At 73.1% G+C, this 19136-nt stretch carries 15 protein-coding genes and 1 tRNA gene; 2 read left to right on the top strand and 14 right to left on the bottom strand.

Annotated elements, in window-relative coordinates; genetic code table 11:
* Window positions 1–39: 39 nt before the first annotated feature.
* Window positions 40–1317 carry a cytochrome P450 gene (locus F4556_RS19315; protein WP_184917703.1) on the bottom strand — a complete coding sequence of 426 codons (1278 nt, stop codon included), beginning with the start codon at window positions 1315–1317 and terminating at the stop codon, window positions 40–42.
* A gap of 118 nt (window positions 1318–1435) precedes the next feature.
* Window positions 1436–1600 (bottom strand): hypothetical protein, encoded by a 165-nt coding sequence (locus tag F4556_RS19310; RefSeq protein WP_184917700.1) that lies wholly within the window; start codon window positions 1598–1600, stop codon window positions 1436–1438.
* 263 nt (window positions 1601–1863) lie between these two features.
* Here F4556_RS19310 and F4556_RS19305 point away from each other — a divergent pair, with 263 nt between their 5' ends.
* Window positions 1864–2805 (top strand): ABC transporter ATP-binding protein, encoded by a 942-nt coding sequence (locus F4556_RS19305; protein ID WP_184917698.1) that lies wholly within the window; start codon window positions 1864–1866, stop codon window positions 2803–2805.
* A complete protein-coding gene (locus F4556_RS19300; RefSeq protein WP_184917695.1) occupies window positions 2802–3647 on the top strand; it encodes an ABC transporter permease in 846 nt (281 codons plus the stop codon). The genes F4556_RS19305 and F4556_RS19300 overlap by 4 nt, the downstream gene beginning before the upstream one ends.
* 75 nt (window positions 3648–3722) lie before the next feature.
* Here the strand turns inward: F4556_RS19300 and F4556_RS19295 are convergent.
* From F4556_RS19295 to F4556_RS19240, 12 genes are all read right to left on the bottom strand, one after another.
* Window positions 3723–3796, bottom strand: a tRNA-Thr gene (locus tag F4556_RS19295).
* Between the two features lie 83 nt (window positions 3797–3879).
* Window positions 3880–4527, bottom strand: a complete 648-nt coding sequence (leuE, locus tag F4556_RS19290) for a leucine efflux protein LeuE (RefSeq protein WP_184917692.1) — start codon at window positions 4525–4527, stop codon at window positions 3880–3882.
* A gap of 80 nt (window positions 4528–4607) precedes the next feature.
* Window positions 4608–6185 (bottom strand): alpha/beta hydrolase, encoded by a 1578-nt coding sequence (locus tag F4556_RS19285; RefSeq protein WP_184917689.1) that lies wholly within the window; start codon window positions 6183–6185, stop codon window positions 4608–4610.
* A 69-nt stretch (window positions 6186–6254) separates the two neighbouring features.
* Window positions 6255–7322, bottom strand: coding sequence for an alpha/beta hydrolase (locus F4556_RS19280; protein WP_184917686.1), 1068 nt, complete (start codon window positions 7320–7322; stop codon window positions 6255–6257).
* Between the two features lie 178 nt (window positions 7323–7500).
* A complete protein-coding gene (locus F4556_RS19275; RefSeq protein WP_184917683.1) occupies window positions 7501–8709 on the bottom strand; it encodes a DNA polymerase III subunit delta' in 1209 nt (402 codons plus the stop codon).
* 220 nt (window positions 8710–8929) lie between these two features.
* A complete protein-coding gene (gene tmk / locus F4556_RS19270) occupies window positions 8930–11974 on the bottom strand; it encodes a dTMP kinase (protein ID WP_184917680.1) in 3045 nt (1014 codons plus the stop codon).
* 124 nt (window positions 11975–12098) lie between these two features.
* Window positions 12099–14942 carry a type I DNA topoisomerase gene (gene topA, locus F4556_RS19265; protein ID WP_184917677.1) on the bottom strand — a complete coding sequence of 948 codons (2844 nt, stop codon included), beginning with the start codon at window positions 14940–14942 and terminating at the stop codon, window positions 12099–12101.
* A gap of 340 nt (window positions 14943–15282) precedes the next feature.
* Window positions 15283–15738: a DUF3592 domain-containing protein gene (locus F4556_RS19260; protein ID WP_184917674.1), complete on the bottom strand. Its 456-nt coding sequence runs from the start codon at window positions 15736–15738 to the stop codon at window positions 15283–15285.
* A 124-nt stretch (window positions 15739–15862) separates the two neighbouring features.
* Complete coding sequence (locus tag F4556_RS19255; protein ID WP_184917671.1) at window positions 15863–17398, bottom strand: DUF7059 domain-containing protein; 1536 nt, start codon at window positions 17396–17398, stop codon at window positions 15863–15865.
* A gap of 31 nt (window positions 17399–17429) precedes the next feature.
* On the bottom strand, window positions 17430–18119 hold the full coding sequence (locus F4556_RS19250) for a superantigen-like protein SSL4 (protein ID WP_184917668.1): 690 nt from the start codon (window positions 18117–18119) through the stop codon (window positions 17430–17432).
* Window positions 18120–18161: 42 nt separating this feature from the next.
* Window positions 18162–18530, bottom strand: a complete 369-nt coding sequence (locus F4556_RS19245; RefSeq protein ID WP_184917665.1) for a cyclophilin-like fold protein — start codon at window positions 18528–18530, stop codon at window positions 18162–18164.
* A 114-nt stretch (window positions 18531–18644) separates the two neighbouring features.
* A complete protein-coding gene (locus F4556_RS19240; protein WP_184917662.1) occupies window positions 18645–19070 on the bottom strand; it encodes an ATP-binding protein in 426 nt (141 codons plus the stop codon).
* Between the last annotated feature and the right edge of the window lie 66 nt (window positions 19071–19136).

The raw sequence follows: 19136 nt of genomic DNA, 5'->3' as shown, positions 1-19136 counted from the left end.
CCCCACTTTCCGGTGTCCGCTCACTAGTGGCTGTGCTGCTCATGGCCGCCCCACCCCCACGAGGGCGGCCGACCGGTCCGCTGCCGCCACCGGCGGGCACCGCAGCGGCAGTTCACGCATGCCGCCGAAGACGAACTGCGCGTTCCACGGCACGGTCTCCTCGGTCAGCGGGGTACTCAACGCACGCGTCCGGCCCGCCTCGGCCAGGCCGCGCAGCACGGCGGCGCCCGCCATCAGCGAGAGCGGCGCGCCCAGGCAGTGGTGCGGACCGTGGCCGAAGGCCAGGTGACGCGTCTCGGCCCGGTCCGGGTCGAAGACGTCCGGGTCGGCGAAGCGGCGCGGGTCCCGGTTGGCCGCCGCGTACAGCAGCAGAGCGACCCGGCCGGCCGGGACGACGGTGTCGCCGAGGGTGATCTCGTGGGTGAGGGCGCGCGCACTGGCGCGCACCGGGCTGCCGAGCCGCTGGGCTTCGTCGAAGACCGCTTCGGCCCGGTCGGGCCGGCTTCGGATCAGTTCGGCGAGGTCCGGGGCGCGCAGCAACTGCCAGACGGCCAGCGCCAGTCCGGAGGTCAGCGTCTCCAGCCCGTTGGCCAGCAGCATCACCACGAAGGCGAGCAGATCCTCGTCGTCGAGCCGGCCGTCGGCGCGGGCCACGGTGAGCCGGCTGATCAGGTCGTCACCGGGATCGGCGGCGCGGGCGGCGCACAGCTCTTCTACGTACGCGCGGAACTCCTCGAACTCGGCGTCCAGTTCGGCGATCCGGGCCGGATCGTCCGGGGCATCCTGGCTGCCGAAGTCGTCGAGGAGCGAACGGGCCATCAGACCGGCCCAGCCGGTGACGCGCTCCTGCTCGGAGTCGGGGATGTCCAGGATCGCGCAGGAGACGGCCACCGGCAGCGGTACGGCGAGGTCGGCGACCACGTCGAACTCCCCTGCCGCGAGCAGCGGTTCGAGCATCCGGGCGGCCGTGCTCTCGATCCGGGCGCGCATCTGCTCCAGGCGGCGCGCGCTGAAGGCGGTGGTGGCGAGGCGCTTGAGCCGGGTGTGGTCGGCGCCGTCGCGCATCGGAAGCATCCGGTTGACGATCCGGGCCAGGGCGGTCGAACCGGCCCTGGGCAGACCGACGGTGGTCGGGTCGACGGCCGTCCCCGGGTGCATCAGGACGGTGATGATCTCCTGGTAACCCGAGACGACATGGACCCGGCCGAGGTCCAGCACCGGCGCCTTGGCCAGCAGACGGCGGTAGAGCGCGGGCGGGTCCTGCTGGGCGGCGGGCTGCTGGATGAACCGCGTCAGCTCCTGCCGGAGGTTCTCCATGGGCCCGGCTCTCCTTCGCTGCTGGTCGGTGGGTACTTCGGGATGGCGGGGATGGCGGGAAGCAGGGTGCCGCGGTGACCCCACCCGAGGGCGGGCTCACCGCGGCACAGGACCCGAATTACTCGGCCGCGGTCTCGGCGGCGGCGTTGGAGACCGAGCTGAAGCTCGAGACCGGGCAGGCGGCGCAGGCCAGCGAGCTGACGGAGATGCCGGCGTTGACGCTGTCCAGCTCCTCGATCTCGATGTCGAACTGGTCGTTCGCGGGGGTGGTGTTCTCGGCCATGGTGGGCTCCCTTCGGGGTGTGGCGCCTGCCCCGGCGGGGCTGGTCACCATCGGCGCCAATTCGCTTTCCGGCTTTTTCTCCGGCTCGTTTTCGGCGATGAGGAAACTATGCACCCGACACCCGGGAGTGCGTCAGTAGGGGATGTCAGAAACTCACCGCTGCAAAATGCCACACCTGCACCCATGACATTTTGAATACCCTCTGACCTGCGCTTATGTCGCCCACTTGCCTTATATAGGCCCCCCGGTTCACCCTGTATCCCATGACACTCAACACGGGCCCGGGAATTCCCGGGGAACCAGCAGTAGAGGTACGCGACCTGCGTCGCAGCTACGGCGATTACGAAGCCGTCCGGGGCATTTCCTTCACGGTCGCGCGAGGCGAACTGTTCGCCCTGCTGGGCACCAACGGCGCCGGCAAGACCACCACCCTGGAGGTACTGGAGGGGTACTCGCCGCCGAGCTCGGGCACCGTCCGGGTGCTGGGCCTCGACCCGTACACCCAGGGCGCGCTGGTCCGGCGGCGGACGGGCGTGATGCTCCAGGAGGGCGGCTTCTTCAAGGAGCTGACCGTCCGGGAGACCATCGACTCCTGGCGCTCCTTCATCTCCGGCGCACAGCCCACCGCCGAGGTCCTCGACCGGGTCGCCCTCACCGAACGGGCGGGCACCAGGGTGGCGCAGCTCTCCGGCGGCGAACGGCGCCGGCTGGACCTCGCCCTGGCCGTACTGAACACCCCGGAGCTGCTGTTCCTGGACGAGCCGACCACCGGCATGGACCCGGAGGCCCGCCGGGCCACCTGGCGACTCGTCAGCGAGCTCAAGGCGGCCGGCACCACCGTCCTGCTCACCACCCACTACCTGGAGGAGGCCCAGCAGTTGGCCGACCGGGTGGCCATCATGGACCGGGGGCAGCTGGCCGCCGTCGGAACGGTCGAGGAGGTGCTGTCCGGCCACGGCACCCGGATCACCTTCCCGCTGCCCGCGGGCGTCGCCGTCTCCCAACTCCCGTTCGTCCTGGGCGAGTCGCCGACCGTCACGGACGGCACCGTGCTCTACACGGTGGCCCGGACCGCCCCCGCCCTGGCCGCCCTGCACGGCTGGGCGGCGGAACTGGCCGTCGAACTGGACGGCATCGAGGCACGCAACGCCTCCCTGGAGGACGTCTTCCTGGAACTGGCCCACGAAAAGGCGGAGACCCGATGAGCACCCCGACCACCACCGCCCCCGGCCGGACCCTGGCCTGGCCCGCCTACGCCCGCGGCCAATTCCTGCTCTCCTGGCGGGTGTTCTGGCGCAACCGGCGTTCGACCTTCATCGGCTTCCTGCTGCCGGTCCTGCTCAACCTGGTGATCGCGGCACCGCTGCGCGACCAGCAGATCGCCGGTGTGAACGCGGCGGCCTACAGCACCGTCGGCTTCATCGGCTTCGCCCTCGTCACGTCCTTCATCAACCTGCTGAACGGCGTGGTGGCCCGGCGCGACGACCTGGTGCTCAAGCGCCTGCGCGGCACCGAGGTCCCGCCGACCGCCATCTTCGCCGGACAGTTCGGCGCGGCCGGCGCGGTGGTCCTGCTCCAGGTCCTGGTCCTGGGCGGACTGTCCGTCATCTGGTTCGACGCACCCCTCCCCGCCGATCCGCTGCTCTTCCTGCTCACCCTGACCGGCGGCTTCCTGCTCTTCGCCGTCCTCGCGGTGGCCCTCTCCGGCCTCACCCCGAGCGCGGAGGCCGCCCCGATGATCGCCACCCCGGTCCTGCTGATCTGCATGTTCGCCAGCGGCGTGGTCGCCCCCCTCAGCTCCATGCCGCACTGGCTCCAGGCCCCCGCCCACAACCTCCCCATGGCCCCCGTGGTGGAGACCCTCCGCACCGCCTGGTTCGGCCGCGGCTTCGGCCCCGAGTCCTGGAACGGCGCCCCACTCCCCGCCCTCGACCTCCTGCACGCCTGGCAGCACGCCGCCCCGGCCCTGCTGATCATCGCCGCCTGGACCGCCGGCGCCGCCGTCCTGGGCCGCCGCCTCTTCCGCTGGGAACCCCGCCACGGCTGAGGACGGGTCAGCGGCGGTGCTCCGGACATGGCAAAGGCCCCAGGTCACGGCGAGTGAGTCCTGGGGCCTTCACAGAGCCGCCTTCGGGATTCGAACCCGAGACCTACGCATTACGAGTGCGTTGCTCTGGCCAACTGAGCTAAGGCGGCACCGCTGCATCCGGCGAGATGATCACGCCGTCGGCAACGCGTGCCAGTCTACACGGTGCGCACCGGTGGTCCGCACCCACGTTTCAGGCGGAGGAGACGGCCAGCTTCGCGGCGAAGCCGGCGAACAGGACGGCGACGCCGCTGGTGAGGCCGGCCGAGAGGCGCTTGCGGCGGCGGAAGGCGGCGGCCAGGGTGGTGCCCGCGAAGATCAGCAGGGAGAGGTAGAGCACGCTGAAGGTCTGCAGGATGCCACCGAGCAGGGCGAAGGAGAGCACCGGCTGACCGTACGTCGGGTCGACGAACTGGGTGAAGAACGACAAGAGAAACAAGATGGCCTTGGGGTTGAGCAGGCTGATCACCAGGGCCCGGCGGAACGGCCGCTCGCCGGCGGCCGGAGCCTCGGCGTCCTCCGCCGCGGTGGCGTGCCGTTCGCGCCAGAGCTGGCGGGCCGCCCGGAGCATGCCGAAGCCGATCCAGAGCAGGTAGGCCGCGCCGCCGAACTTCACCACGGCGAAGACCGCCGGGTTGGCCTTCAGCAGCGAGGAGGCACCGAGGGCGGTCAGGCTTATCAGCGTGAAGTCGCCGACGAACACGCCGGCGGCGGCCGAGTAGCCGGTCCGGATGCCCTTGCGGGCGGCGACCGAGAGCACGTAGAGCGAGTTGGGACCGGGCAGCAGGACGATGACCAGGGCGCCGAGGACGTACGTCGCCAGGTCGTTGACTCCGAGCACGAAACATTCCTTCAGCGGTAGGTGCAGGTGGGTACAGGCGGGCAGACATCGTACCTACCGGACCGAAGATCGTACTTTCGTTATTTGGCGCAGCGGGTCCCCGCCGCCGGGGCGTCCCCGCCGAGCAGGTAGCGGTTGACCGCGCCGTCGACGCACGTGTTGTGGCGGCCGTACGCGGTGTGGCCGTCGCCGTCGTAGCTGAGCAGCCGGCCGGACTCCAGCTGGCCGGCCAGCGACTGGGCCCAGGCGTAGGGGGTAGCCGGGTCGCGGGTGGTGCCGACCACCACGATCGGGGCGGCGCCGGCCGCGCGGATGGTGTGCGGGGCACCGGTCGGCTTGACCGGCCAGTAGCCGCAGGCGAGGGCCATCCAGGCCATGTCCCGGCCGAAGTGCCTGGACGCCTGCTCGAACTCCGGCACCGCCGCCGCGGCCTCCGCCGGGGAGGCGAACGGGGCGGGCAGGTCGAGGCAGTTGACGGCCATGTTGGCGAACATCAGGTTGGGGTAGCTGCCGTCGGCTTCCCGGTCGTAGTACTGGTCGGAGAGCTTGAGCAGCGCCGTGCCGTCGCCCGCCTTCGCGGTGGTCAGCGCGGTCCGCAGCTGCGGCCAGAGGAACTCCGCGTACATCGCGTGGATCACGCCGGTGGTGGCCTGGGCCTCCGTCAGCTTCCGGCTCGACTCGGTGGGGAGCGGGGCGCCGTCGATCCGCTTGAACAGGGCGTCGAGCTGCTGGTCGAGCTGCTGCTCGTCCCGGCCGAGCGGGCAGTCCTCGCGCTTGGCGCAGTCCTTGGCGAAGGCGGCCCAGGCCACGTCGAAGCCGCCGGCCTGGGTCTTGTTGCCCGCGCGGGCGTCCAGCACCGGGTCCATCGCGCCGTCCAGCACCATCCGGCCGACCCGGGACGGGAACAGGCCGGCGTAGGTGGCACCGAGGAAGGTGCCGTACGACTTGCCCAGGTAGCTGAGCTTCTGGTCGCCGAGCAGGGCCCGCAGCACGTCCAGGTCGCGGGCCGACTCGACGGTGCTGACGTGGCCGAGGAAGCCGCCGGAGCGCTGCTTGCAGCCCGCCGCGAACTCCTGGTCCGCCGCCACCAGGGCGTCGATCTCCGACTGGTCGTCAGGGGTGATGTCGACGGCGGTGTACGCGTCCATCCGGTCGCCGCTCAGGCAGGTCACCGGCGAGCTCCGGCCGACCCCGCGCGGGTCGAGGCCGACCAGGTCGTACGCCCCCCTGACCTCCGGGTCGTAGCCCTTCGCGACGCCCTCGACGTACTCCACGGCCGAGCCGCCCGGGCCGCCCGGGTTGAGCAGCAGCGAGCCCAGCCGGGCCTTGCCGCCGGCGGCGCGCTTGCGGGCCGCGGTCAGCACCAGGTCCCCGCCGGCCGGGGCCGCGTAGTCCAGCGGCACCTTGAAGGTGGTGCAGTCGAAGTCGCCGTCGCAGGTCTTCCAGTCGAGCTTCTGCCCGTAGTAGGAGGCCAGCGCGGCCGGGATCTCGGCGGGCAGCGGCTCCAGCGGGGTGACCCCGGCGGCCGGGGCGTGGTCCGAGGACGGTGTGGAGGAGACGGTCTGTCCGGGCGTCGAACCGCCGGAGGTACAGGCCCCGAGCAGCAGCGCGGCGGCCAGGACGGCGGGCACGAGGCGGGTCGGCCGGACAGCTCGCATGGGTGCTTCTCTCTGCGCTCGGTACAGGGTGCATCGAGCGTAGCGGCCCGGCCGGTGCCAGTCCGGCTCTCAGCCCGTGCGGGTCAGGCTCTCCGCCAGGTACTGCGCCGCCACCCGGACCAGCCGCAGCCGCTCCCGGTCGGGCGCGAAGTCCTGCACCACGTCGGAGATCCGGACGTTCGCCTTGGCGGCCCGGCCCCGGCCGTCGTGCAGGGCGGTCTGCAGCTTGCGGGCCGCGTCCAGCCCGTCCGCGTCGTTCTTCGCGGCCGCCAGCAGCAGCTTGGCGGCGGTCCCCTCCGGGGCCTCGGCGCCGGTGCCCGCCAGCGCGGTGGCGTCGTACCGGCCGGAGACGGCGGCGGCCGCCCCGTACAGGTCGGGCCTGGCCAGCCCGGCGGCGGCCGCGCAGGCCGCGCCGCCCTCGATCCCCAGCACGCCCCAACTGCCGGGACCCGCCGGGAGGGTACGGAACGCGGCGGCCACCGCCGTCCGCAGCGCCTGGTCGTCGGCGATCGCCTGCGGGGCGGCGGCGACCAGCTCGCACGGATGCTCGGTGCCGGTCGGCGCCTCGGGGGCGACCACCACGAACGGCCGGGCCCGGCCCAGCTTCACGGCGGACGCGATGCCCTCGAAGACGTCCGGCACCTCGGCGTCGGCGGTCCGCCGGGCGGTGCCCGCGTGCAGCACCACCACCGGGAACCTGGCCTGCCGGTCGGCCTGGTACCGCTCCGGCAGCCAGACCCGTACGGTGCGCGGCCGACCGTCCGGACCGGCCACCGCGCCCTCCAGCAGCTCACCGCCGGCGGGCCGGCCGATCACGTCGAACTGGGTGACCACCGGCGGGAGTTCGGCCGACGGCGAGGCCATCGGCGGGGCCGCCGGACGCTCCGCCGCCACAGCGGCGGCCCGGGCCGGGCGGACGCCGCGGCCGTCCAGCGCGACCGCCACGGTGAGCGCGGTCACACACATGCCGCACAGTACCGCGCCACCCGCGCGGAGCAGCAACGGGCGCTGCTCGGCGACCAGTTCGTACGTCTGCGCGGACTTCAGGTCGCGCCAGCGGACCAGCGCGGCCCGGGTCAGCCAGAATCCGCCGACCAGAGCCAGCACCAGCGGGACGACGAGGAGCGGACGGGGCATGGGGCGCACCACCTCGGGGAACCGAACACGAACGGCCCGGCCTTCGGGGCCGCAGACCACGGCGTACTCGGTCCACAGCGTGCAAGACGGAACGGCGGACGGCCGCGCGGCTCCCGGAGGGGGTGCGGGATTCACTCGAAGGGAGGAGGTGACGCAGCGTCAACCGCCACTGCGCGGCTCAGCCCGCGCGGAGCGCCACCGTCATCGCCTCGACCGCCAGCAGCGGGTCGACGTTCCGGTCCAGCGCGCGGCGGCAGGCCAGCACGGCCTCGATCCGGCGCAGTGTGTTCTCCGCCGTGCTCTGCTCCGCGACCCGGCCGAGCGCCTGCCGCTGGTCCTCGTTGGACAGCGAGCCGCCCGCGCCGAACTGGAGCGCCAGCACGTCCCGGTAGAAGCCCAGCAGATCGAGCAGCGCGACGCCGAGCGTCTCCCGCCGGGTCCGGGTGGCCCGGCTCTTCTGTCGCTTCTCCAGGTCCTTGACCGCACCGGCCATCCCGCGCGGGGCCCGGCTTCCCTCGGTGGCGCCGTACGCGGCCCGCAGATCGCCGGTCTCCTTGGCGTCCTGGGTGTCGGCGAGCGCCTCGGCATCGGCCTTCGCGGTGTCCACCAGCCGCTGGGCGGCGGCCAGGCAGCCCCCGATGTCGGCCACCTCCAGCGGGATCCGCAGCACGTCCAGCCGCCGGGCCCTGGCCTGGTCGTCCACCGCGAGCCGCCGGGACCGGTCGACGTCGCCCTGCCCGGCCAGCGCGGCCAGCCGGGCGGTCTCCGGCTCCACGCCGTCCCGGCGGACCAGCATGTCCGCCACCGCCTCGGCGGCGGGCGTCCGGAGCACCAGCAGCCGGCAGCGCGAGCGGATGGTGGGCAGCACGTCCTGCACCGAAGGGGCGCAGAGCAGCCAGACCGTCCGCGGGGACGGCTCCTCCACACCCTTGAGCAGCGCGTTCGCCGCCGCCTCGGTCAGCCGGTGCGCGGCGTCCACCAGGATCACCGACCAGCGGCCGCCGGTCGGGTAGCTCGCAGCGCGCATCACCAGCTCACGCATGTCGGCGACCGCGATCGAGAGCCCGTCGGTCCGGACGTACTTCACGTCGGCGTGGCTGCCCGCGAGCACCGTGTGGCAGCCGTCGCAGAACCCGCAGCCCAGCACACCACCCAGCTCCAGGTCCGGGCTGGTGCACTGGAGCGCGGCGGCGAACGCCCGCGCGGCGGTGATCTGCCCTGCCCCCGGGGGGCCGGTGAACAGCCAGGCGTGCGTCATCAGCGAAGCGTTCCCCGCCGGGGCGGCGGCCGTCCGGCCCGCCAGCACCGTCGCGCGGGCCGCCCCGGCGGCGGCCGTCAGCTGCTCGACCACCCGATCCTGGCCGACCAGGTCGTCCCACACACTCACGCCGCACTCCTACCGCTCGTCCCGCCCCGAGCCTAACCCTGCGGGCGGACACCCTTTGCAGGACGCAAGGTGGCACATGCCAGGGGCTCGGGGAACTGCGACGCCGACCTCAAAAGAGGTGATCCGTCCGTGCGTGGTCAGGCACTTTCGCAGTGATACCCGCCAGCCACGAACCGTCGCCGTTCCCCGAGCCCCTGGCATGTGCCACCAGCCCGTGTGCCTAGCTGCGGCGCTTGCGCGGATTCTCGTCCGGGTTCGGCTCCTCGGTCTGCCACTGAGCCCACTCCTCGCGGGAGCCCAGCAGCGTGTCCGTCAGGCTCGGCAGGTCGTCCATCGGAGTCTCCTCCGCCCAGGACGGCCGCGGCCGCGGCTCGGCCACCGGCAGCTCCCGGGTGGTCTCAGCGGGCGAGACCGGCGAGGCCGGCGTCTCGTCCCGGAACAGCCCCGGCGGCACCCGGTCCTCCACCGGAACAGCCTTCGGCTCGACCTTGGGCAGCACCGCCGTCTCGTCCGCCGCCGGCACCTTCGGCATGACCGCCGTCTCGTCCACCGGCTTCCGGATCTCCCGGGTGCTGTCGTCGGCGGCAACCTGCGGCAGCTCCACCGTCATCGTGCTCTCCCCGACCGCGGCAGCCGCCGCGGCCGCAGCCGCGACCCGCGCCGCCTCCGCCCGCTGCAACGCCTCCTCCGCCCGGCGCCGCTGCTCGGCCCGCTGCAGCTCGCGCTGCCGCTGGAGCTCCTCCTGCGCCGCCGTCTCGGCGGCCAGCCGCTCCCGTTCGGCCAGCTCGGCGGCCAGTCGCTCCGCCTCCGCGGCGGCCCGGACGGCCTCCTCCTCGGCGCGACGGGCCGCTTCGGCCTCGGCCAGCACCCGGGCCTCCTCGGCCGCCTTGGCCGCGGCCTCGGCGGCGAGGCGCTCGGCCTCCTCGCGGGCCAGCCGGTCCTTCTCGGCCTGCTCGGCGCGGAGCTCCTCCAGCAGCTCGAGCCGCTTGCGCTCGGCCTCCTCGGCCTCGGCCTTCAGCCGGGCCGCCTCGGCAGCCCGTCGAGCAGCCTCCTCGCGGGCCAGCCGGTCCTGCTCGACCTGTGCCGCCTTCTCCTGCGAGGAGAGCGGCAGCTCACGGTCGAGCCGGTGCCGGACGGCGGTGGTCACGGCGGCGGCGGTCTGGCTGCCGTCCACCACCAGGTAGCGCGCGGGGTCGGCCGCGGCCAGCGCGAGGAACCCGGCGCGCACCCGGGCGTGGAACTCGGTCGGCTCGGACTCCAGCCGGTCGAGCGCCTCGGTGAAGCGCTCGCGCGCCGCCTCCGGCGCGACGTCCAGCACCACGGTCAGGTCGGGCACCAGGCCGCCGGTGGCCCAGCGCGAGATCCGGGCGACCTCGGTGGCGGCCAGGTCGCGGCCCGCGCCCTGGTAGGCGATCGAGGAGTCCATGTACCGGTCGGTGATCACCACCGCGCCGCGCTCCAGCGCGGGGCGGATCACGTTCTCGACGTGCTCGGCCCGGTCGGCCGCGTAGATCAGGGCCTCGGCCCGGTGCGAGAGCCCGGTGTTGCCGACGTCCAGCACCAGCGCGCGCAGCCGCTGCCCGATCGGGCTGCCGCCGGGCTCGCGGGTGACCACGACCTCGTGGCCCTTGCTGCGGATCCACTCGGCCAGCGCGTTCGCCTGGGTGGACTTGCCCGCGCCGTCGCCGCCCTCCAGGGCGATGAAGAAGCCGGTGCCGCTGACCCGGTGCGGCGCCACGGCGGCGGTGCCCCGGATCGAACGGATCAGCTCCCGGCCGAACGGGACGTCGCCCCGCTGGTCGTCGGTCTTCAGCAGCACCACGGCGGCCAGCGCCAGGGTGAGCAGCCCGGCCGTACCCATCGCCAGCGCGGCACCGTCGTGGATGAAGGTGAAGCTGCCGGTGGTGACCTCGCCGAAGGCGATCTCGCCGTACCCGGCGGCGAGCAGCGGCATCAGCACCAGCGAGGCGCCAACCACCACCCGCAGCACCGCGTACAGGTGCTCGGTGACCCTGGGCAGCCGGAGCTCCTCGACCTCCTGGGCGAGCAGCGTCCGGCCGGTGCCGATCACCACGCCGGCGGCCAGCCCGGCCAGCGCGACGAGCAGCAGCACCAGGACGAAGTCCAGCACCAGCCCGGCCAGGATCAGCGCCACGCCCTCGGTGATCAGGGCGAGCGCCAGCAGCCGGCGGCGGGACAGCGAGGGCAGCAGCGGCCGGGTGATCCGGATCCCGATCGCGGGGGCACCGGTGGCGGCGAGCACCACCAGGCCGAAGCCGATCGGCCCGGCCCGGTGGTCGACCGCGGTCAGCAGGCCGAGCACGGCGACGCCCGCCATCGCCGCGTAGGCGGCGGCGACCGAGAAGGTGAAGAACGGGGCCGAGCCGGTGCGGCCCTTGCTCAGCGCCGGGCCGGGGGTCGCGTCGGTCGGGGCCCGCAGGCCCTGCAGCGGGGAGCGCGGCGCGGTGAAGGCGCCGGTCGGCAGCTCCTGAAGGTAGGTCAGCACCGCCGAGGCGGTGAGCAGCAGCGCCGCGCCGACACCGGCGGTGGTGAACTGATGCGCCCTCAGCCAGTCCGAGCCGAGCGCCGCGAAGACGTTGTTGAGCAGGGTCAGCCCGACCAGCAGCGCCCCGGCCAGCGGCACGGTGGCCCAGCCGGTGCGCTGGTCGATCACCCGGACGGTCTCCAGGTTGGCGGCGGACGGCCGCTGCTCGCCCTGCGGGGCGTACGGATCGGCGGCGGGCAGCAGGCCGGGGACGGCGGCGTCCTTGGCCACCGACCAGATCCGCTCGGCCGCGCCGGTCAGGAAGGCGGTGCCGAGCAGCAGCCAGGTCGCCGAACCGGTGGACCAGCTGAGCCACCAGGGCGCCAGACCGATCAGAACCGCGCGGAAGACGTCAGCGCCGAGCATCGTCCAGCGCCGGCCCAGTCGCCCGCCGAACAGACTGTGCACCGGACCGAGCAGCGCCGCGCCGAAGATCAGGGTGGCCAGCAGCCGGGCCGCCAGCACGGCGGCGACCGCCAGCGCCTGGCCCCGGTAGCCGTGCCCGAGCTGGCCGCCGACCAGCGCCGCGACCCAGGTCAGGCCGATCAGCACCAGCAGACCGAGCCGGTCGCCGGCCCCGCCGACGAGCTGGGTGACCCAGAGCCGCCGGTACGGGCGCAGCCGCAGCAGTGCCCTGGCCCGCTCGCCGGGTGTCCCGGCGGGGCGCACCTCGGGCAGGTCGGGGGCGCTCGACTGGGTGGGCTGCTCCTCGCTCGTCATACCGTCAGCGTAGCGGTCGGCGCCTGTGGCCAAAGGAGGGAAGGCCCTCCGGATGCCGGTCATGACTGGGTTGTGACACACCGAGGGCCCGCGCCGTGGCGCGGGCCCTCGGTTCCGACCGGGGTCAGCTCTCGTCCGGAGCCGCCGTCTTCTTGGTCGCGACCTTCTTGGCGGTGGTCTTCTTGACCGTGGTCGCCTTCTTCGCCGTGGTGGTCTTCTTGGCGGCGGTCTTCTTGGCCGCCGCCGTCTTGGCGGGTGCGGCCTTCTTGGCCGGGGCCTTCTTCGCCACGGCCTTCTTCTTCACCGGTCCGCGGGCCCGCTTCTCGGCGAGCAGCTCGTAGCCGCGCTCGGGCGTGATGGTGTCGACGTCGTCGTCCTTGCGGAGCGTCGCATTGGTCTCGCCATCGGTCACGTACGGTCCGAACCGGCCGTCCTTGACCACGACCGGACGCTCGCTGACCGGGTCGTTGCCGAGCTCCTTGAGCGGCGGCGCGGCCGCGGCCCGGCCGCGCTGCTTGGGCTGGGCGTAGATGGCCAGGGCCTCCTCGAGGGTGACCGTGAACATCTGCTCCTCGTCGGTCAGCGACCGCGAGTCGGTGCCCTTCTTGAGGTACGGGCCGTACCGGCCGTTCTGCGCGGTGATCTCCACGCCCTCGGCGTCGGTGCCGACCACCCGGGGCAGCGAGAGCAGCCGCAGCGCGTCCGCCAGCGTGACGGTGTCCAGCGACATCGTCTTGAGCAGCGAGGCAGTACGCGGCTTGACCGCGTTCTTGCCGGTCTTCGGGGTGCCCTCGGGCAGGATCTCGGTGACGTACGGGCCGTACCGGCCGTCCTTGGCCACCAGCTGGTTGCCGGACTCCGGGTCCTGGCCCAGCTCGAAGTCGCCGCTGGGCTTGGCCAGCAGTTCCTCGGCCAGCTCGACGGTCAGCTCGTCCGGCGGCATCTCGTCCGGCACGTCGGCGCGCTGGCCGGGCTCGCCCTCGACCTGGGAGGCCCGCTCGACGTACGGGCCGTACCGGCCGACCCGCAGGGTGATCTCGTCGTTCAGCGGGAACGAGCTGATCTCCCGGGCGTCGATCGCGCCGAGGTCGGTGACCAGTTCCTTCAGGCCACCGAGGTGGTCGCCGTCGCCGTTCCCGGCCTCGGCCGCGCCGCCCTCGGCCGCGCCCTCGACGCCGCCGAAGTAGAACCGCTTGAGCCACGGCACGGACTGCGCCTCACCGGCGGCGATCCGGTCGAGGTCGTCCTCCATCCGGGCGGTGAAGTCGTAGTCGACAAGTCGACCGAAGTGCTTCTCCAGCAGGTTCACCACGGCGAAGGACAGGAAGGACGGGACGAGCGCCGTGCCCTTCTTGAAGACGTACTTCCGGTTGATGATCGTGTCGATGATCGACGCGTACGTCGACGGCCGGCCGATCTCCCGGTCCTCCAGCTCCTTGACCAGCGAGGCCTCGGTGTAGCGGGCCGGCGGCTTGGTGGAGTGGCCCTCGGGGTTGAGCTGCTCGGCGGCCAGCGGGTCGCCCTCGGTGACCTGGGGCAGCCGGCGCTCGCGGTCGTCCAGCTCGGCGTTCGGGTCGTCGGCGCCCTCGACGTAGGCCTTCAGGAAGCCGTGGAAGGTGATGATCTTGCCGGAGGCGGAGAACTCCACATCCTGCCCGGTGGCGGCCCGGCCGCCGACCTTGACCGTCACCGACTGGCCGACCGCGTCCTTCATCTGGGAGGCGACGGTGCGCATCCAGATCAGCTCGTAGAGCCGGAACTCGTCACTGCTCAGCCCGGTCTCGGCCGGGGTGCGGAAGCGGTCGCCGGAGGGGCGGATCGCCTCGTGCGCCTCCTGGGCGTTCTTGACCTTGCTGGCGTAGGTGCGCGGCGCGTCCGGCAGGTAGTCGGCCCCGTAGAGCTGGGTGACCTGGACCCGGGCGGCGGTGATCGCGGTCTCCGACAGCGTGGTGGAGTCGGTACGCATATAGGTGATGAAGCCGTTCTCGTACAGCTTCTGGGCCACCTGCATGGTCCGCTTGGCACCGAAGCCCAGCTTGCGGCTGGCCTCCTGCTGGAGCGTGGTGGTGCGGAACGGCGCGTACGGCGAGCGGCGGTACGGCTTGGACTCGACGCTGCGGACCGTGAACGCGGTCTGCTCCAGGGCGGCGGCCAGCGCGCGGGCGGCCGTCTCGTCCAGGTGCAGGGTGTTGGCGCCCTTGATCTGCCCGTCCGAGCCGAAGTCCCGGCCGGTGGCGATCCGCTTGCCGTCCACGGTGGACAGCCGGGCACCGAAGCTCTCCGGGTTGGCGGCGTCGGCGGCCGTCCGGCCGGTGCCGAAGGTGCCGGTCAGGTCCCAGTACGAGGCGGTGCGGAAGGCGATCCGCTCGCGCTCCCGCTCGACCACCAGGCGGGTCGCGACGGACTGCACCCGGCCCGCCGAGAGCTTCGGCATGACCTTCTTCCACAGCACCGGCGAGACCTCGTAGCCGTACAGGCGGTCGAGGATGCGGCGGGTCTCCTGGGCGTCGACCAGGCGCTGGTTCAGCTCGCGCGGGTTGGCCACGGCCTCCTGGATGGCGGCCTTGGTGATCTCGTGGAAGACCATCCGCTTGACCGGCACCTTGGGCTTGAGCACTTCCTGCAGGTGCCACGCGATGGCCTCGCCCTCGCGGTCCTCATCGGTGGCGAGGAAGAGCTCGTCGGACTCCTTGAGGAGGGCCTTGAGCTTGGAGACCTGGGACTTCTTGTCCGCGTTCACCACGTAGATCGGGGCGAAGTCGTGGTCGACGTCGACGCCGAGGCGGCGCACCTCGCCGGTGTACTGGTCGGGGACCTCGGCGGCCGTGCCGGGCAGGTCGCGGATGTGCCCGACGCTGGCCTCGACGATGTAGCCGGGGCCCAGGTAGCCCTTGATCGTCTTCGCCTTGGCCGGCGACTCGACAATGACGAGTCGCTTGCCGTGCGCGGTCTCGCTGCTCGGGGACACCTTCGCTCTTCTCTCCCGGTCGTTATATCTGCTGGCGGCGCGGCCTGGGACCGGCGGCGTTCGACCCGCCCCCGACCCTCGTCTACTGCTCGTGGTCCTCGTCCGAGGCTGCCACTGTGCGACGGCCCCACCAGCGGAGTGTGACCGTACCCTGGCCACCCTTGTCAAACGAACGGATCGCACTTTTTCACCGGCAAGGCCGACCGACGCCACTCGAACGGTAACCCGATGATGCGTGTTCTCGCCGCGCGGAGGGGGTTCCGGGGTGTCCCGGGGTCGGATTCCGGTCGTCCTGGGCCGGTCGGCCGAATCGGGGCCGGCGGGATCCGAATGCCCTGCCCTAGCCCGCCAGCACGCTCCCGAGCAGGCTCAGCCCGCCGGCCAGCGAGCTGGTGCCGAGCAGCGCCCAGAACACGTCACCGGGCACCGCCGAGGCGACGTCGGGCGCGGCCAGCACCACTCGGCCCGGCCGCTTCGCGTCGTATGCGACCGGTACGGACACCCCTGGCCGCAGCCAGGACGGCCGGCGCAGCGGGGTGTGCCCGCGCGGCCGGGTCAGCATCGAACCGCCGTCCTCGGTCGGGAAGGTCAGCAGCGGCGCGCTGTCCAGCTCGCCGAAGGTGTCCCCGTAGGACTCGCCGTACGGATCGCGGTCGGCGACCACCCGGGCGGTCGCGGACACGCCGTGGCGGCGCAGGTGGTGGCGAAGGCGCAGTTCGACGGCGCACCAGAGCAGCAGGGCGCCACCGAAGCACGTGAGTACCACCCCTGCGGCCACCGCCGTCGGCGTCTCCATCGCTCCCCCGCCCGATTCCCTGTCCACAGCCTGTGGACAGGGAGCGTGGCAGGCTACGGCCAACCGGCGGCTGCCGTCCGGCGTACACCGGGCAACCGGCAGATGAACCGGACAGGGCTCCCGGCTACCCGACCGGCTCGATGAAGCCCTGCTCGGTCAGCATCCGCAGCGACTCGGGCACCCGGTCCCGCAGCACCACCCGGTCCTCGCCGAGCAGTTGGGCGATCGCGTCGACGATCTCGCCGGCCGCCAGGGTGCCGTCGCAGACCCCGACGAAACCGGCCCCGACGGTGTCCACCTTGGTGGCCCGCCGCATGCCCCGGTTGTGACGGAGGATCACGTGCTCCGGGTCCTCCGCGCCGGGCGCGCCGATCTGCTCCTGCACCACCTCGTCGGCCAGCTGGTAACGGGTCGCCAGCAGCGCCGCGTCGTCGTGCGTCCGGAGGAAGTCCTGCCGGGCGAACCAGCTCTCGATGTGCGGGCCGAGCGGCTGCTCCACGGTGTGCGGCCACTCCTCGATCCGCACCGTCGGCTCGGCCGAGCCGCCCGCCCGCAGGGTGATCCAGCCGAAGCCGATGCCCTCCACCTCGGCGGCCTCGAAGGCATCCAGCCACTCGCCGTACCTGGCCTGGTAGTCCGACCCCGGGCCGCGGTGGTCGCCGCCGTCGCGCAGCCACAACTCGGCGTACTGGGCCACGTCCTGGACCTCGCGCTGGACCACCCAGGCGTCCAGCCCGGTCCCGGCCACCCAGCCGGCCAGCCGGTCCTGCCAGTCCTCGCCCTTGACGTGCTGCCAGTTGGCGAGCAGGTGGCAGTAACCGCCCGGCTCCAGGTGCGCGGCGGCGCCCCGGACGATGCTGCGGCAGAGGTCGTCGCCGGCCATCCCGCCGTCCCGGTAGACGAAGCGGCTGCCGGGCGAGATGACGAACGGCGGGTTGGACACGATCAGGTCGAACTTCTGCTCCCCGACCGGCTCGAAGAGACTGCCCTCGGCGGTCTCGAAGTCCGCGAAACCGGACAGCGCCAGGGTCAGCGCGGTGAAGTGCAGCGCGCGCGGGTTGAGGTCGGTCGCGGTGACGTGCCGGCCGTGCCGCGCGGCGTGCAGCGCCTGCACGCCGGAGCCCGAACCGAGGTCCAACACCCGGCGCACCGGCCGCCGCACGGCCAGGTTGGCCAGCGTGGTGGAGGCACCGCCGACGCCGAGCACCAGGTCCTTCCTGGCTACCCCGTGCGCGGCCTCCCCGGCCCCGATGCCGCCCGCCCCGCCGACCGCGCAGCCGAGGTCCGACACCACCCAGGCGTCCGCGCTGGGCAGCCCGGCCACCTCGTTGGCGTACGGGCGGACGTCCACGGTGGCCCGCACCAGCTCGTCGCCGTCGCGGACCAGCCAACGGTCCGTCAGACAGTGCTCGACCGGCAGCGCGGCCGCCGCGGCGGCGTACGGCACCGGCTGCTGGAGCAGGAACAGCCGCACCAGCGTCTCCAGCGGGGTGCCGCCGGTGGTCGCCCGCAGCGCGGGCACCGCCTCGCTCCGGGCCAGCGCGGCGTAGCCGGTGGACCCGAGCAGGTCGAGGCAGCCGTCGGCGGTGTACGAGGCGGCGAGCAGCGCCGCGCGCAACTCGGCGAGACGGGCGTGGTCAAGGACAGGGCTGTTGGTCACCCGCCCATTGTCGCGCGGCGGCCGGGACGGTTCAGCCGCTGGCGCCCGGCGTCGGGGACGCGGGCGGCACGGCCGGGGTGCCAGCCGGGGTGGTGGCCGGGGTGCCGCTGGGGGAGGCCGCGGGAGTGGCAGCGGGGGTGCTCGGGTCCGTGCTCGCGCTCGGCGAGGTCTTCGGAGCGGGCTTGCAGCCCGGCTGCTTGGCGATGGCGGTGCCGAGGTCGCCGCTCTGCAGCTTGTTGAGCGCCGCGGTGGACTGCTGCGCGAGCCGCTGGATCTGGTCACCGACGCTGCGCAGCCCGTCCGCGAACTTCGCCTGCTCGGTGTTGGGCAGCGCGGTGAGCTTCTGCTGCACCTCCAGGTAGCCCTGGCCGGCCTTCTTCAACTCGTCCACCGCGCCCTGCTGGACCGCCGCCCCGCCGTCGATCTTCGGCGCACCGGCCTTCGAGATCGCCTCGGCGAGCTGCTGGTCGGTGGCCGCCAGCACCCCCAGGTCGGCCGCCAGCCGCTGCTGCAACTCGGCGGGCGCCTCCCCGGGCAGCACCTTGGCGGTGTCGGCGAGCGCGGTCTGCGACTGCGCGATCGGACTCTGGGCGGAGTCGCAGACCTTCTTGGACCAGGAGTCGAGCGCGGCGGTGTCGCTGCCACCGCCGCACCCGACCGCGAGGCCGGCGAGCAGCAGGCCGAGCGCCGGGGCGGCCCACAGCCGCTTTTCGAGCTTCACGTCAGGCTTCACGCAGCGAACCTACACGGCACCCCGCAGGGCTCAGGCCCGCTCCACCCGGATCGGGTCACCGGCCCGGACGGTGCGCAGCACCCCGGGATCGCCGTCCAGCGCGCCGAGCAGGTTGCAGGGGCCGGCCAGCCGGCACTCGTCGGCCCGTGAGATCGGGGTCGGGCCGTACGGCAGCGCGAGGCTGTCGCCGTCGGTCCAGAACGCCACCGTGCCGGGCTCGACCACCTGTTGGGCATCGTCCTCGCGGTCCACCGAGACCGGGGTGTCGAAGTAGACCTCCTCGCCCCAGGTGCTCGCGGTGGAGCCGACCGGCAGGACGGCCCAGAGGGCCTCGGAGGTGGGCGTCGGGCGCAGGGTGGCGGTGGCCTGACCGGTCGGCCACAGGATGCGAATCCGCATGGGGAAGGTGTCCTTCTCTCGAACCGAAACCGATCGCGCCCGAGAGCAGGGAACCGCCTGCTTCAACAATCTGTCAATATGTGGTCCGAGTGAGCCCGGAGTTTCTGCGCGGAGTCAGAGCTCCACGGGCTCCGTCGAGACGTTCCAGCTCATCCGGATCAGGCCGCCGTTGGCCCCGGAGGTCACCTCGACGTCCTCGACCAGCGCGGTGATCACCGCGAGCCCGAGCGCGTCCTCGGCGTCCTCGCCCATCTCCTCGGCGGCGGAGCCGAGCGGCGGCAGACCGGCCGGACCGGCCTCGTCCTCCACCTCGATGAGGAAACGCTTCTCCTGATCCGTCAGCGCGACCCGTACCGCGCCGTCCAGACCGCCCCGCTGATGCAGGCTCACCGCACGCGAGCACGCCTCGCCGACCGCGAGCCGCACCTCGTCGAGCACCGACTCATCGACTCCGGCGCGCCTCGCCACCGCCACGGCCACCAGTCTGGCCGTCCGGACATGCTCAGGAAGTGCGCTGAACCGAAGTTCGACCGTTGCCATTGTCTTCCCCTCCGGGATCACGCCTCGGACTCGCGCGGGCAGGCAGAAGCGCCGCCGGGGCAGTTG

The sequence above is a fragment of the Kitasatospora gansuensis genome (genome assembly GCF_014203705.1).
Classification (GTDB): Bacteria; Actinomycetota; Actinomycetes; order Streptomycetales; family Streptomycetaceae; genus Kitasatospora; species Kitasatospora gansuensis.
The sequence above is the reverse complement of the archived record's forward strand: the minus strand, read 5'-3'. Positions and strand labels throughout refer to the sequence as shown.

Coding starts and splice junctions, on each gene's coding strand:
- F4556_RS19240 (WP_184917662.1), bottom strand. CDS start 19,070: ATGGCAACGGTCGAACTTCGGTTCAGCGCACTTCCTGAGCATGTCCGG.
- F4556_RS19245 (WP_184917665.1), bottom strand. CDS start 18,530: ATGCGGATTCGCATCCTGTGGCCGACCGGTCAGGCCACCGCCACCCTG.
- F4556_RS19260 (WP_184917674.1), bottom strand. CDS start 15,738: ATGGAGACGCCGACGGCGGTGGCCGCAGGGGTGGTACTCACGTGCTTC.
- tmk (WP_184917680.1), bottom strand. CDS start 11,974: ATGACGAGCGAGGAGCAGCCCACCCAGTCGAGCGCCCCCGACCTGCCC.
- F4556_RS19310 (WP_184917700.1), bottom strand. CDS start 1,600: ATGGCCGAGAACACCACCCCCGCGAACGACCAGTTCGACATCGAGATC.
- F4556_RS19315 (WP_184917703.1), bottom strand. CDS start 1,317: ATGGAGAACCTCCGGCAGGAGCTGACGCGGTTCATCCAGCAGCCCGCC.
- F4556_RS19280 (WP_184917686.1), bottom strand. CDS start 7,322: ATGCCCCGTCCGCTCCTCGTCGTCCCGCTGGTGCTGGCTCTGGTCGGC.
- F4556_RS19305 (WP_184917698.1), top strand. CDS start 1,864: ATGACACTCAACACGGGCCCGGGAATTCCCGGGGAACCAGCAGTAGAG.
- F4556_RS19285 (WP_184917689.1), bottom strand. CDS start 6,185: ATGCGAGCTGTCCGGCCGACCCGCCTCGTGCCCGCCGTCCTGGCCGCC.
- F4556_RS19300 (WP_184917695.1), top strand. CDS start 2,802: ATGAGCACCCCGACCACCACCGCCCCCGGCCGGACCCTGGCCTGGCCC.